The sequence below is a fragment of the Marinobacter sp. NFXS9 genome, assembly GCF_040148665.1.
GTDB classification, from domain to species: domain Bacteria; phylum Pseudomonadota; class Gammaproteobacteria; order Pseudomonadales; family Oleiphilaceae; genus Marinobacter_A; species Marinobacter_A mangrovi.
The window spans coordinates 1-12,919 of sequence record NZ_JAGDDW010000008.1 but is presented as its reverse complement, the minus strand read 5'-3'; the positions used below and the strand labels follow the sequence as shown (position 1 = coordinate 12,919).

Genomic DNA, 12,919 nt, shown 5'->3' with positions numbered 1-12,919 from the left:
ATGAGGAGTCCCATGCCGCACCACGAACAGTTCGCCAGTGATAACTACGCCGGAATCTGCCCCGAGGCCGTGGATTACATGGCCCGCGCCAATGAGCGCGACGCCAGCGCCTATGGTGAAGACCCGTGGACGCAGATGGCGGCAGATCGCCTTCGCGAAACGTTCGAGTCGGACTGCGAGGTGTTCTTCGTATTCAACGGCACGGCCGCCAACTCCCTGAGCCTGGCTGCCATGTGCCAGTCGTTCCACAGCGTGATCTGCCACGAACTGGCCCATGTGGAAACCGACGAGTGCGGCGGGCCGGAATACGCCTCCAACGGCTCCAAGCTGCTGGTGGGCGACGGCCCCAACGGCAAGCTGACGCCCGAGAGCATCGAGCGCATGGTGACCCGGCGCACGGACATCCACTACCCCAAGCCGCGGGTGATCACCCTCACCCAGTCCACCGAAGTGGGCACGCTGTACAGCATCGAGGAACTCAAGGCGATTCGCGAAGTCGCCGACCGCTACGGGCTGCGTATCCACATGGACGGCGCCCGTTTTGCCAATGCGGCCGCCGCGCTGGACGCCACCCCGGCCGAGATCACCTGGAAAGCGGGTGTCGACGTGCTGTGCTTCTCCGGCACCAAGAACGGCCTGGCGGTGGGCGAGGCGATCCTGTTTTTCAACCGCCAGCTGGCCGAGGACTTCGAGTGGCGCTGCAAGCAGGCCGGGCAACTGGCCTCGAAGATGCGTTTCATCTCCGCACCCTGGTGCGGCCTGCTGGAAGACGACACCTGGCTGAAAAACGCGGCCCACGCCAACGCCTGCGCCGAGCGCCTGGAAGCCGGCATCCGCCAGATCGACGGACTGGAACTGTGCTTCCCGCGGCAATCCAACGCCGTTTTCGTAGAGCTGCCGGAAGACGTCCAGACCGCCCTGCGGGACCGGGGCTGGCACTTCTACACCTTTATCGGCGGCGCCGCCCGCTTTGTCTGCTCCTGGTCCAGCACCCTGGCGCGGGTGGATCAGCTGGTCCACGATATCGGCGATGTCATGCGCCATCGCTGACGTCGGTACAGCGACCGGGGCGGCCATGTTAATCTGCGGACCCGGCGCCCTGATGCTCGGCGCCAGGAATGCCTTCTGGACCGGAGAGGAAGTCCCGTGAAGCCCAAACCCCAGCGCCTGATCATGAACCTGATGACCGCCATGGATGAAGATGTCCTGCAGGTTCGGGATGCCATCAGCATGTGCGACCTGTTCGGGGTCACCAGCAACAGCACCCGGGTGGCCCTGACCCGACTGTCAGGCGACGGCTTGATCGAATCCTGTGGTCGCGGCCAATACCAGCTCACCGACCGCGCCCACCAACTCGCGGACGACCTGCGTCGCTGGCGCACTGCCCTGCAGCGCCTGGAAAACTGGAGCGGTCACTGGATCGGCGCGCACGTGGGTGGACTGGGTCGCAGCGACAAACCGGCCCTGCGCCGGCGCAACCGGGCGCTGGAAATGAACGGGTTCCGGGAACTGAGCCGGGATCTGTTTATCCGGCCGGATAACCTGAGCGGCGGTGTGACCGGCATTCGTGAGCGGCTCTATCGACTGGGGCTGGAAAGCAGCGCCCCGGTGTTCCTGCTCAGTGACCTGGACGACCACCACGCCGGGCTCGCCCAGCGCCTCTGGGACACCAGCGCCCTGGAACAGCGTTACCGGGATTCCGCCAGCCGTCTGAAAAAGTGGCTGGACAAGGCCGACCGGCTGGAGCCCGACGCCGCGGCCCGGGAGTCGTTTGTGATCGGCGATCGGGCCATTCGTCAGATCGTGTTCGACCCGTTATTGCCGGCACCGATGATCGACACCACCGCCCGCCAGACCTTTTTGGATACCCTGCTCGCCTTCGACCAGACCGGCCACGCCATCTGGCGCCGGCTCTATCACCTCAGCTCCGGGGCCACGGCGCCCGCCTGACTATTCCGCTTCCGGAGCCGAAAAATCGGCCATCAGGCGTCGATAGTCCGCCGTCTGGCGAAAGGCCGTCAGCTTGTCCGCCAGCCCCAGCCGATTGGCCTCGTACCAGCCCACCTGCCGGTTAGCGACAAACGCATCGACGCGCCCCAGCGCCACCATCTGCAGGCCGGACCGGATATCGCGCACCTCTTCCCGTGTCACCCCCGGTGCCGACCAGATTTCCGGGGTGTAGGAATACCCTGAGGACAGGGCGATGGTCTTGCCAGCCAACGCATCAAAGTCGGTGAATTGCACGGGCTCTTTGCGATTGGAAAACAGGGTGGTTTCACTGTTGGCCAGGGGCTCGTCCGGGTATTGGAACAGGCGCACCCGGTCCTTCGTCTTGCCAGCTCCGACCACCGCATCGGCGCGATTGCGGGCCACCAGATCCAGCGCCCGCTTCCAGGGAACGAACACCAACTGGGAGTCGTATCCCATGCGCTCGAACACCGCTTCGGTCACCGACCAGAGCGGGCCGCTGGGCCGGCCGTCCTGCTGGTCCACCAACGGCGGCCAGGCTTCGGTCACCAGATGCAGCGATTCCGCCGAGGCCAGGCTGCTGGCACCCAGCAGGCAAAGGCCGGCAACAGCCGCCCGCAAGCGGCGATGTAAAACAGCAGGAATCGCCATGGATCAGGGCCTCGGTTGGATAGCGTATCGGTCATCTTACCAGCCCGCTGACGGGTGCGACGCTGGCCTTCAGTCGTATACCGGCCCCCCGTCAGGACAACGGCCACAGACCTATGTCGTCCCGATCCCAGGCCAGCAGTGCCTGCCAGGTCGCATTGGGTTGCCACTGCCCGAACAGGGGCGAGCGGGCCGCCTCGGCGTCATGGCCTTCAACCAGGTGCAGGTAATGGCACATGAAGGCCGACACCCGGTAGTTCATGATGCAGTGGATAAAGATTTTCTGTTCTGGGTCATCGACGCGCAAGGCCTGCAACAGCCGGCAGAATCGTCGCACATGGCTGGGTTGCGGCGCATCGAACGGCACCGGCAGGTGCAGGTAGGACATGCCTTCACGGGTGACCAGTTCCCCTTCGTTGGTCAGGGCCCGGGGATGGTCCGGCATGGCCAGATTGATGACCGTCGTATAGCCATGGCGCGCGATCAGGGCAAACTGCTCCGGCGTGGGCTGGCCCGCGGTCCCGAAATGCTCCGTGAGCGGCACGAAATTGAAGATGCGATCCATGGCAGGCTCCCTGTGATGGGTTGGCGGATCATTCAGCCGGTTTATCGGAGCTGACATCCGGCCGCACGCTGAGCACCGCCAAATAGATCAGGCCCAGGACCGGGATCAGCGACAAAAAGGTGCCGATGATGCCCACAAGAAACGGCGTCCGGGTCTTGCGCCGCCCCAGGTAAAAACTCAAACTGCCGCCGATCAGCATGCAGGCAGCAGCGATCAGTCCCACTTCATTCAGGCTCATCGCCATGGCGCACTCCGGTTGGCCACCAGCGCCATCGTGCCTCAGGAACGCAACGTGTAGATCCGGCCGCTGTCCCGACTGGCGATCTGCTGGGGCAGGTTGCCGTTATCAAAGCTGTACCCGAGCAACCTTATATCCTCCGCATAGACCTCGGCAACGATGTCGCGGGTCTGGGGCGTGTAGTAGTCCCGGTAATCCGCGTGATGCCCGGTGGCGGCTTCGCTCAGCCGGGCATCCACCCCGATGCGGTCGGCGACGTGGGCGAAGTCGGCCTCGATATTCTCGACAAAGCCGACAAAGTCCAGGCGCACCTTCTCACGCCGATCCAGCATGTAGTAGTACTGCGGCGTGAAGTGATGCCATTGGCGCACCTGCCGGCGGGTCAGCCAGTGACGCACAAACTCGTCAAAGTCGGCATAGCCGCTCAGGTGGTCTTCATACCAGTGGCGATCCTGTTCACCGGCACCGCCGCGCTTCAGGTAAAAGTAAGCGGACACCAGCCGATCCCAGGGATTGCGGACAAAGGTGAACTTGAAGTAGTCGGCGATGCAGCGGGGTTCGAAGATGTTGAGGTACTGCTCCAGCGTGGTGTAACCGCCACCCCGGTTGCCGAACAGGCACTGGTTGATGGCGTCGCCGGCACACTTGGGGATGTGTACGAAGATCGCCTGCTGTTCGTCGAACGACCGGTAGGAAAAGCCATCCTCGGTCACGGTGGTACGCCGCTGCTGTTCCACCTCGAAGGCTTCCTTTGCCTTCAGGCGATAGTCCCAGCGTTTGAGTTGCAAATACAGGTGGGAGGGCAGTTTCTCCCAGATGTCGTGTTTCATGGCCCAATCTCCCTATCTGGCGGATGAACAGGGGAGAACACGCTCTCCCCTGCCCACACCGCCAAGGATAGCGGCGCAAACCAGTGTGACCAGTGTGGTCAGGAACGACACGGCCACTTTGTCTGCAGATTGGACGCCCGCGTTAGCGGGTTATGTGACTTTTAGCTGAGCCAGCCGAAACGATCCGGCGTGCGACCGGATTGCAGTGCACGCAGGGCTTCGCTCAGCTTGCGGGTGTTGGGACCAACGCCACCGTCGCCCACCTGATAGCGTTCGCCGTCGTGGATAAAAGCGCCAACGCCGGACAGCACCGCCGCGGTGCCGGACAGGGCCGCCTCGCCGGTGCGGATCCAGTCCTTGATCTCGTCCACGGTGAAGTCACGCTCGATGACCTCGTAGCCCAGGTCCCGGGCCAGGGTGATCACCGAATCCCGCGTGATGCCGTGCAGGAAGGACGGATCCAGCGGCTTGGTGAGCAGCCGGTTGTCGTCGATCAGGAAGAAGTTGGAGGCGCCGGTTTCCTGGACGTCGCCGTTGGGGCAGAACAGCACCTGGTCGGCACTGAACTCCTTCTTAGCCCGCATCACGTGGCGCAAGGCCGAGGCGTAGTTGCCACCGGTCTTGGCCTGGCCGAAGCCCGGCGTGCTGCGCATTTCCTGATCCTCGATCAGGATGTTCAGGCCCCGGCCACCGGCGAAGTAATCCCCCACAGGCGAGGCCAGCACGTACACCATCGCTTCCGCCGACGGCGCACCGGCCGCGCCGATGTTCTCTTCGGTGCCGATCAGTGTCGGGCGCAGGTACAGGGCACCCGGCGCGTCGGGAATGTCGTCGTGCCCCAGGGCCACCACCTCACGGATCATGGCTTCCATCATATCCGCCGGCGGCTGCGGCAGGCACAGCAGGGCGGCACTGCGCTGAAAGCGGGCAATGTGCTGGTCGAGACGGAAAATCTTGATCTCGCCGTCCGGCATGCGATACGCCTTCAGGCCTTCGAAACAGGTACTCCCGTAATGCAGCACGTGCGATGCCGGATGCAAGGGCAACGGGCCCACCGGTACGGTTTCCACGCCCTGCCACTGACCGTCGCTGTAACGCGCCAGGGTCATCTGGCTGGTGAACGCCGTGCCGAACGGTGCGGCGGTCTTGGCTGTTGCGGTTTCGGGAGCAACCTCTTCCATCAATCTGTCCTCATAAAACGGTGGCGTGGCGAGACCCACCCGGCGGGTTACAAGACGGGCCGGGGGAACTGTTCAAAATACCACCTGCAGCGCAAACCGCACAGAGACAGATTCAAAATCGGGACCGGTACAGTTGATTTGGGAAATGATCTTTTCGTCAAAAAGCGGGAAACTGTACCGCATCAGGACAGGACGCCGGGCAGCCGCGGGATCGCAACGGCCCGGCGCGGGACGGGAGAGGTGTCCGGTTCGCCCCTCAGTCGAGGGCTTTGGCCGGGCCGAAGAACTCGAAGTGCTGGTCTTCGTCCGCCACGCCACGTTGCTTCAACAGCTGGCGCACATGCTGGAGCATCGGCGTCGGACCGCAGAAGTACCAGGCCGCCTTTTCACCGCCCACCAGTTCATCCAGCAAGGCGTTGTCCACAAAGCCCTCGCTGTCGCAACGACCGGCCACCAGCTCACCGGCCTGCGGCTCGCTGAAGCGCACGTGCAGGGTGAGATTGTCGTACTGCTTCTCCAGCGCCTCAAGCTCCGTCGCGAAGGGCTGGACCGCGCCGTTCAGGGCCGCCTGGATAAACACGATCGGCCGCTGGGCCGGGGATTCGTCCAGCGCCACCTGCAGCATGGACATCAGCGGGGTGATGCCCACGCCGCCGGCCACGAAGACCAGCGGCTTGTCGGCTTCCTGCGGCAGGTCCAGGGTGAACTCGCCGGCCGGCGGTGCTACCTCGATGCTGTCACCGGTGCGCAGTTTGTCGTGCAGGTAACTGGACACCACACCGTCCGGCAGGCCCGCGCCATCACCCGTTTCGCGTTTGACGCTGATGCGGAACCAGGGCTCACCCGGCATGTTGGAAACGCTGTAGTTGCGCATGGTGGTCGTGCCGTCCGCCAGTGGAATCCGCACAGTGAGGTACTGGCCGGGCTGGTGCATCGCCAGCGGGCTACCGTCCGCCGGGCACAGGTAGAAGGATTCGATGTTGTCGCTGCACCGCTCGCGCTTCTCCACCAGGAACGGCTTGAAGCCTTCCCAGCCGTAGGTGTCTTCCTGCTGCTGGTAAATCTGGCCTTCGCGCTGGATGAAGAGATCCGCCAGCACCCCATAGGCTTCACCCCAGGCGTTGATGATGTCGTCGGTGGCCGCCTCGCCCAGCACCTCACGGATGGACGCCAGCAGGTTCTCACCCACGATCGGATAATGCTCCGCCTTGATCCCCAGGGACGCGTGCTTCTGGGCGATCAGCTCCACCGCACCGGCCAGGGCCGCCGGGTTGTCGATGTGCTGGGCGTAGGCGCAGATTGCCCCGGCCAGGGCCCGCTGCTGGGTGCCGGCCTGTTGGTGAGCCGGGTTGAAGAACGCTTTCACTTCCGGATTGTGGCTGAACATCCGCTGGTAAAAATGGCGGGTCAGGGTTTCGCCGTGTTCCTGCAGGACAGGCACGGTCTGTTTGATGACATCGATGGTGGTGGGATTGAGCATGGCCGATCTCCTTTCTGGATCAAAAGCACGCGGTTTCAAGGACACAAGTTTCAAGGACACCAAAGCGATCGCGATTCGGGCGCGCCGCTTAAATTGGTATTTTACTTACCTCTTTAAATAGGCATATTATTTACCAAATTATGAAAGGTCAATAGGCATGCAACTCACCGCGCATACTGATTACTCCCTACGCCTGCTCATCTACATGGCGGTGCGTACGGACGCCGAGCCGGCCACTGTGCAGGATGTCGCGCTGCATTACGGGATTTCCGCCAACCACGTGGCCAAAGTGGCCCGCACCCTGGTGCAGCTGGGCTACCTGACCAGTCATCGGGGTCGCGGCGGCGGACTGGAACTCACCCGGGCGCCCAACGAGATCAACATCGGGGAAGTGGTCCGCAACACGGAAAACCTGCGGCTGCTGGAATGCTTCGGGCCGAATTCCACCTGCCCCATCGAACCCGGCTGCGCCCTGAAAGGCGTGCTGGGGGAAGCGCTACAGGCGTTTATCGACGTGCTGGACCGGTACATGCTGTCGGATGTGGTGGAGAACCGGCAGGAATTGCGGGGACTGCTGGCGAAACAGGCGGCGAGTTAGAAAGTGTTGCCTTTGACGCCGAGCCGGTCAAGAAACACATGCAGCTCGGCTTCGCTCATGTTGATGTGCTCGACCACCCGGCCATAGAGCATGGCCGTGGGGACATTGCGCCCGCCCAACTCCTTCTGGGTCTCGCTGAGCACGTAAAGGATCAGCCGTTCCACGCGGTTCAGCCCATCGCGCACATCGGGGATAAAATCACGTTCGTCCTGATACTCCATGGGCCTGCCCTCGCGGTTGGAAACCCGAGTATGGAAAATCGACCACAATCGGGCAACCGGCCATGAGATTGATCCGGGGCAATATCCCCATCGCCCACCGGCGTTAGGCTGATGGTTCAACCTTCAGTCTGCAGGAAGCACCGCCCATGCGTGCCATGGTTCTCCACCAGCAACGCCAGCCCCTCCGCCTAGAGGAAGTTCCGATCCCGAAACCCGACGACCATCAGGTGCAGATCCGAGTGAGCGCCTGCGGCATCTGCCGGACGGATCTTCACGTGGTGGATGCCGACCTGACCGAACCGGTGCTTCCGCTGATTCCCGGCCACCAGATCGTGGGCATCGTTTCCAGAACCGGCCGCAACGTGCGCGGCTTCGAGGTGGGCCAGCGTATCGGCGTGCCCTGGCTGGGCGGCAGTTGCGGCCACTGCGATTATTGCAAAAGCGACCGGGAAAACCTCTGTGACAACGCCCGCTACACCGGTTACCAGATCAACGGCGGCTTCGCGGAATATACCGTCGCCGACGCTCGCTACTGCTTCCCGATTCCCGACGGCTTCAGCGACCAGCAGGCCGCGCCATTACTCTGCGCCGGCCTGATCGGCTACCGAGCCTACCAGCGGATCAGCGATGGCCAACACATCGGCCTGTACGGTTTCGGCTCGGCGGCGCATATCCTGATCCAGGTCGCCTGCCATGCCGGCCAGGCCGTCTACGCCTTCACCCGGCCGGGGGATACCGAGGCCAAATCGTTTGCGCTGTCCCTCGGTGCGACCTGGGTCGGGGATGCATCCATGACGCCCCCACACCTTCTGGACGGCGCCATCATCTTCGCCCCGGCCGGCGAACTGGTGCCCGAGGCTTTGCACACCGTGCGCAAGGGCGGTCGCGTCGTCTGTGCCGGCATCCACATGTCAGACATCCCGTCGTTCCCTTACGACCTGCTCTGGGGCGAGCGGGAACTCTGTTCCATCGCCAACCTGACCCGGCGCGACGGCGAAGCCTTCCTGCCCCTGGCGGCCCGGATTCCGGTGGAAACCACCGTCCACACCTACCCCCTGGAGCGGGCGAACGAGGCACTGGATGATTTGCGAGCCGGACGCTTCAATGGCTCCGCCGTATTGACGCTGTGACAGCCTCAGCCGACCAGGTCGGCCTCAATCGTATTCAGCGGCTTGCGGCAGGTCGTCGGTGATGTCGAACCACGGCGCCTTGCTCCCCACGAACACATGGCGCTCCGCTTTGACGCCCGGGTCCGTATCCAGCGTTCCCAGCGGGAAGCCGTAAATGTCGGGATGCTCATCAAAGCGGGTATACAGGCTGGAACCGCAGCGCGAGCAGAATCCCTTGTGCTCGCCGGGCGACGATTCAAAGAACGTGATCAACTCCGCGCCGGTCAACGTCGTCCAGTCCGCCGCATTCACCTTCGCCCGCGTGCGAAACGCCGAGGCGTGCAGTTTGCGGCACATGGAACAATGGCAGTTCAGTACATCCGTCAGTTCACCATGGATTTCATAAGTCACGCCGCCGCAAAGGCAGCTGCCTTTATGGATCATCGGTAGTTCCCTTTTCGAGGTTCAAATATAACGCAGCACAGGCCGCTATCCCGCAGCCGATCGATTCTTCCTGAATAGCCGCTTCCATGGGTTTACTCTGCCCGGAACGATGCATCAGGAGCCTCGGGGCGCAAACATGATGATGGCCATACCGGCCAACGCCACACAGGCCCCGACCAGATCCCAAACGGTCGGCCGGATGCCATCCACCGCCCAGAGCCACAGGATGGCGACAAAGATGTAGACGCCCCCGTACGCCGCATATACCCGACCGGCCGCGGTCGGATGAAGGGACAACAACCACGCGAAAGCCGCCAGGCTCAACGCGCCCGGCACCAGCAGCCAGGCCGTCTTCCCCTCGCGCAGCCACAGGTACGGCAGATAACAGCCTATGATTTCCGCGAGGGCGGTTAACAGGAAGAGAAAGAGTGTTTTGAACACAGGCAAAAGCATTGACCTATCGTCGTTCGAATCAGCCTGGAGCGCTCAGGACAGCTTGGGAAAACCGATGCCGTTACTCGGCCGAAGGAAGATTGCCGCCCAGCATGTTCTCGACCACCGCGGCGTTGTAGAAGGTTTCAACGGTCTGGATTTTATCCTCCCGGACGCGGAACCAGACCGCCAGTCGCACATCCCCGATGGGCTCGAAATAAGTCTGGTAATCCAGGATCGCGAAGACGTGATCATCGTCAGCACTGAGCTGGCGCACGATCAGGTCTTTCTGGATGGCCGCCATGCCGAACTGATAGGCCAGCATGTCGTCGCGGCTGAGCAAGTGCATGTTCGGCCCGACATACTCGAACCCCTGATCAACAAGCAGGGCCTTCGCCTCATCGAAACGCTGGGCCTGAATATCGGCGATAAACTGCGCCACGATGTCTTTTGGCTGCATAGGTGGACTCCACTTCCTGTGGGGGCGGTTTGGACGTCTGGATTCAGGTGAATGCTACAAAACTCCGGCATCCGTTTCACGTGTATACCAGAAGTGGGGTGATGACAACGAGTCTTTGGGGATTAATTTTCAGTGCTGGGGCAAGGGTGCTGATCAGCAACAGAGCCATCGATGGCGGGCTTCCGTCCTTTGCTCAGGCCATCAAGACTGACCAAGGCCACTCACATAGACGATCAGCACCACGGAGAGAGCCACGTATATCAGACCCGCAAGCGACGCACCGAAGGCGGTATGTGCAGACTTGAGCGCCACATCGCTCCGGGATGTTCCCGACGTTTCAAGCACCGCAATACATCGGCGAGACGCCAACAAAGCCGGCAAACAGCAAACGATGGCCAGAATAGCCGCCGGTAGCCAGCCGGTTTGATAAGGAAGGAGAACTAACACGAGCGGAGCGAGAGGCAACAAAAGAACGAACCAGGCAAGGCTCTTGGGACTTTGGAATTCGTCAAAAATCGATGATTCCCGACGGACAGACAGTGCAATTCGAACGGCAACGATCAAGAACACGACGAAGAAGATGACGTCCAGCATTCCTTTGCTCCTTTGTTGTCATCAACGGGCGTTTGGTATCGCTTCACACGAAGCCCCTGGGGAAGTCCACGGCCCTTGTTATATGTCTAGACCAGCACAATAGCTGAGACCAAGCCCACCAGCACCAGGATGGCCGACACCCACATGAGCATCCTGTGATTTGCCGGTGAAAATATCTGGTATGTCCGAAGACAAAAGTGCCCGACAAGCAGGCCCGCCACACCAAACCACAACTGTGAGACCAGATAAGCACCGGAGCCATGATAAACAGCGTTCGAACCACGCCCCAAGAAAACTGCTTCAGCGTTCGACAGAAGCAGCACCGTGTGACTAATCAGCACCACGGGCATAACAACACCCAATACCAAGACCTCTACCTTTTTGAAGCGAGGAATGTTGTTCATCATTTCCTTACATTTAACACCATGCGAATCGACCAATTTGGAGGCGCTACCGCGCTGGGGGAAGTCCACGGTCAGCTTCACCCACCTGTTACGTTTTGAGTCTGGCACTGAGTTCGTCTGCGGTGTAAGTGAGAGACTCTTGGCCGTAGCGAGGCGAAGCCAAAACATCGACGATTTGTAGGCTTGGCGAACCCAACCAGGCAGTACCCAGGAAATTGCTCATCGGGACAAACATCGATGACAGCCCTTTTTGGCCCAACTTCTCGGAAAACACTTCTGCTTTTTCTGCTGACGACCAAACAGGAAGAGCCCTGCCGCCCTCTGTTGGTAAGGCATAAAGTGATTGGCCAGCCATGAGCACCCAAACACCATCTTGCTCCTGAACGGAGGCGATAAATTCGCGATCACCGATGACTTCTACATTCATTCAAATACTCGATGCATTGTCGACGACGAAACGCAACGCGAAGCTTTGAGGCAATTTTGGAGCCGCGAAGCGGTGGAAAAATTGTCCGGCAACAGCGGCTGGTTATGCATTATTCATAGTGGCTCCAGAGCCTGAGGACTTTTACCACTTGCTCGTCCTCTAGCACTTGGTAAACCAGACGGTGCTGAATATTGATTCGGCGTGAATAGGCTCCCGCAAGATCACCAATGAGCTTCTCAAACGGAGGCGGCTTGCGGTATGGATCATCCGCTATCAGCGCTAAGAGTTCCTGGGCTTTTGGTTTTAGGCCACTGGAGGCCAACTTCTTTGCATCTTTCTGGGCTTGCTTGGTGTAAACCAACTTCCATGTCACCAGTCCAGCTCCTTATCGCATTCGTCCACGGGGGTATCCATCCCCTCACGAATAGACTCCCGCATACCTGGTACTGAGAGCAGGTATAGTGTTTCCTGAATAGCAGACCAGTCTTCTTCGGATACCAGAACAGCTTTGTTCCGCTTACCCGTGATGATGATCGGTTGGTGGGACTCCGCAGTTTCATCAATCAACCGATAAAGGTTGCTGCGCGCCTCAGTTGCTGTGATTCCGGTCATGACGCACCTCTTGCGTGTTTAACTTTTAATCAAAGTGTACGCCTATAGGTACGTACGTCAAGACGAACGCCACGCATAATGCCGCCAGCACGCGCGGCTGCGGAATGAAGGCGAAGCCGCAATGGAGTAGACGTCGCCGTGACTGGCCTTGTTAGGCATTGATCAATTTCACCGTTGGTGGCCTTTCAGATACAACATCTATGATTTGGTTTAGGCAGCAAAAGCCATAGTGTACAAACGGGCCCGGATAATCTGCCGTAGCGAATGTTCCTTGGCCAATATAGTTTAGAAACGCTGACTCCGAGTAAATTCGTGCAAGCCTACCCTCGAATTTCTCTTCGATGCCTCCAGCATAGCTTTCATTCGTAACTGCATACGCTATGTAGTCATCGAAGACAATTTCATAGCGGGCACTGTCGTCGGTTACCTCTATGGGCCTACTCTCGTTCAATAACTTTCGTAGCGCCTTATTTGGCTCTTCATCTGATGATATTTCCGGGGCGACATCAGATACACCAGCCTCAGCTATCACTATCCTGAGGCAGTCTTTATAGGTTTCTTGTATCTCAATCATGTCGAGATACTTAGTCGCCCCTGCAAAAACGCCGTTTTCAGACAGCCAGCAATTTACCGGTCTCTGCCGATTCATCCGGCAACGCCGGGGTTGACCATAAAATAGCCAATATCAGGCGTAAATGCCGTCCGTTT

20 protein-coding genes are annotated in these 12,919 nt (G+C 60.4%); 4 read left to right on the top strand and 16 right to left on the bottom strand.

The window, feature by feature from the left end; genetic code table 11:
• Window positions 1-12: 12 nt before the first annotated feature.
• Window positions 13-1,050, top strand: a complete 1,038-nt coding sequence (locus J3364_RS13360; protein WP_349558827.1) for a threonine aldolase family protein — start codon at window positions 13-15, stop codon at window positions 1,048-1,050.
• 96 nt (window positions 1,051-1,146) lie between these two features.
• Window positions 1,147-1,950, top strand: a complete 804-nt coding sequence (locus J3364_RS13355) for a PaaX family transcriptional regulator C-terminal domain-containing protein (protein WP_349558826.1) — start codon at window positions 1,147-1,149, stop codon at window positions 1,948-1,950.
• Here J3364_RS13355 and J3364_RS13350 read toward each other — a convergent pair whose 3' ends face one another.
• The 6 genes from J3364_RS13350 to hmpA all read right to left on the bottom strand — a co-directional run bounded on the left by J3364_RS13350 (window position 1,951) and on the right by hmpA (window position 6,910).
• Window positions 1,951-2,619, bottom strand: coding sequence for a substrate-binding periplasmic protein (locus tag J3364_RS13350; protein WP_349558825.1), 669 nt, complete (start codon window positions 2,617-2,619; stop codon window positions 1,951-1,953).
• 91 nt (window positions 2,620-2,710) lie between these two features.
• Window positions 2,711-3,181 (bottom strand): protein tyrosine phosphatase family protein, encoded by a 471-nt coding sequence (locus tag J3364_RS13345; RefSeq protein ID WP_349558824.1) that lies wholly within the window; start codon window positions 3,179-3,181, stop codon window positions 2,711-2,713.
• Between the two features lie 28 nt (window positions 3,182-3,209).
• Complete coding sequence (locus tag J3364_RS13340; RefSeq protein ID WP_349558823.1) at window positions 3,210-3,425, bottom strand: hypothetical protein; 216 nt, start codon at window positions 3,423-3,425, stop codon at window positions 3,210-3,212.
• A 35-nt stretch (window positions 3,426-3,460) separates the two neighbouring features.
• A complete protein-coding gene (locus J3364_RS13335) occupies window positions 3,461-4,249 on the bottom strand; it encodes a sulfotransferase family 2 domain-containing protein (RefSeq protein ID WP_349558822.1) in 789 nt (262 codons plus the stop codon).
• A gap of 161 nt (window positions 4,250-4,410) precedes the next feature.
• A complete protein-coding gene (locus tag J3364_RS13330) occupies window positions 4,411-5,430 on the bottom strand; it encodes a branched-chain amino acid aminotransferase (RefSeq protein WP_349558821.1) in 1,020 nt (339 codons plus the stop codon).
• A 256-nt stretch (window positions 5,431-5,686) separates the two neighbouring features.
• Complete coding sequence (gene hmpA / locus J3364_RS13325; RefSeq protein ID WP_349558820.1) at window positions 5,687-6,910, bottom strand: NO-inducible flavohemoprotein; 1,224 nt, start codon at window positions 6,908-6,910, stop codon at window positions 5,687-5,689.
• Window positions 6,911-7,067: 157 nt separating this feature from the next.
• Here hmpA and J3364_RS13320 point away from each other — a divergent pair, with 157 nt between their 5' ends.
• Window positions 7,068-7,508: an RrF2 family transcriptional regulator gene (locus tag J3364_RS13320; RefSeq protein ID WP_349558819.1), complete on the top strand. Its 441-nt coding sequence runs from the start codon at window positions 7,068-7,070 to the stop codon at window positions 7,506-7,508.
• Here the strand turns inward: J3364_RS13320 and J3364_RS13315 are convergent.
• On the bottom strand, window positions 7,505-7,729 hold the full coding sequence (locus tag J3364_RS13315) for a hypothetical protein (RefSeq protein ID WP_349558818.1): 225 nt from the start codon (window positions 7,727-7,729) through the stop codon (window positions 7,505-7,507). The two genes, J3364_RS13320 and J3364_RS13315, sit on opposite strands and share 4 nt — an antisense overlap.
• 146 nt (window positions 7,730-7,875) lie before the next feature.
• Between J3364_RS13315 and J3364_RS13310 the strand changes: the two genes are divergently transcribed.
• Window positions 7,876-8,859 carry a zinc-dependent alcohol dehydrogenase family protein gene (locus tag J3364_RS13310; RefSeq protein ID WP_349558817.1) on the top strand — a complete coding sequence of 328 codons (984 nt, stop codon included), beginning with the start codon at window positions 7,876-7,878 and terminating at the stop codon, window positions 8,857-8,859.
• A 24-nt stretch (window positions 8,860-8,883) separates the two neighbouring features.
• Here the strand turns inward: J3364_RS13310 and J3364_RS13305 are convergent, their stop codons facing one another.
• The 9 genes from J3364_RS13305 to J3364_RS13265 form a co-directional block, all read right to left on the bottom strand.
• Entirely contained in the window at window positions 8,884-9,282 is a 399-nt protein-coding gene (locus tag J3364_RS13305) for a GFA family protein (RefSeq protein ID WP_349558816.1), read from the bottom strand.
• A 114-nt stretch (window positions 9,283-9,396) separates the two neighbouring features.
• Window positions 9,397-9,729 (bottom strand): YnfA family protein, encoded by a 333-nt coding sequence (locus J3364_RS13300; protein WP_349559005.1) that lies wholly within the window; start codon window positions 9,727-9,729, stop codon window positions 9,397-9,399.
• Between the two features lie 67 nt (window positions 9,730-9,796).
• Window positions 9,797-10,174, bottom strand: a complete 378-nt coding sequence (locus tag J3364_RS13295; protein WP_349558815.1) for a nuclear transport factor 2-like protein — start codon at window positions 10,172-10,174, stop codon at window positions 9,797-9,799.
• Window positions 10,175-10,375: 201 nt separating this feature from the next.
• On the bottom strand, window positions 10,376-10,768 hold the full coding sequence (locus J3364_RS13290; protein WP_349558814.1) for a hypothetical protein: 393 nt from the start codon (window positions 10,766-10,768) through the stop codon (window positions 10,376-10,378).
• A gap of 86 nt (window positions 10,769-10,854) precedes the next feature.
• The gene (locus tag J3364_RS13285) at window positions 10,855-11,253 is read right to left on the bottom strand and encodes a hypothetical protein (RefSeq protein WP_349558813.1); all 399 of its coding nucleotides are present in this window, start codon (window positions 11,251-11,253) and stop codon (window positions 10,855-10,857) included.
• A gap of 7 nt (window positions 11,254-11,260) precedes the next feature.
• Window positions 11,261-11,599, bottom strand: coding sequence for a DUF2750 domain-containing protein (locus J3364_RS13280; protein ID WP_349558812.1), 339 nt, complete (start codon window positions 11,597-11,599; stop codon window positions 11,261-11,263).
• 109 nt (window positions 11,600-11,708) lie between these two features.
• Complete coding sequence (locus J3364_RS13275) at window positions 11,709-11,972, bottom strand: Txe/YoeB family addiction module toxin (protein ID WP_349558811.1); 264 nt, start codon at window positions 11,970-11,972, stop codon at window positions 11,709-11,711.
• Window positions 11,969-12,211 (bottom strand): type II toxin-antitoxin system Phd/YefM family antitoxin, encoded by a 243-nt coding sequence (locus J3364_RS13270; protein WP_123636482.1) that lies wholly within the window; start codon window positions 12,209-12,211, stop codon window positions 11,969-11,971. The genes J3364_RS13275 and J3364_RS13270 overlap by 4 nt, the downstream gene beginning before the upstream one ends.
• Window positions 12,212-12,362: 151 nt before the next feature.
• Window positions 12,363-12,785 (bottom strand): hypothetical protein, encoded by a 423-nt coding sequence (locus J3364_RS13265; protein WP_349558810.1) that lies wholly within the window; start codon window positions 12,783-12,785, stop codon window positions 12,363-12,365.
• Between the last annotated feature and the right edge of the window lie 134 nt (window positions 12,786-12,919).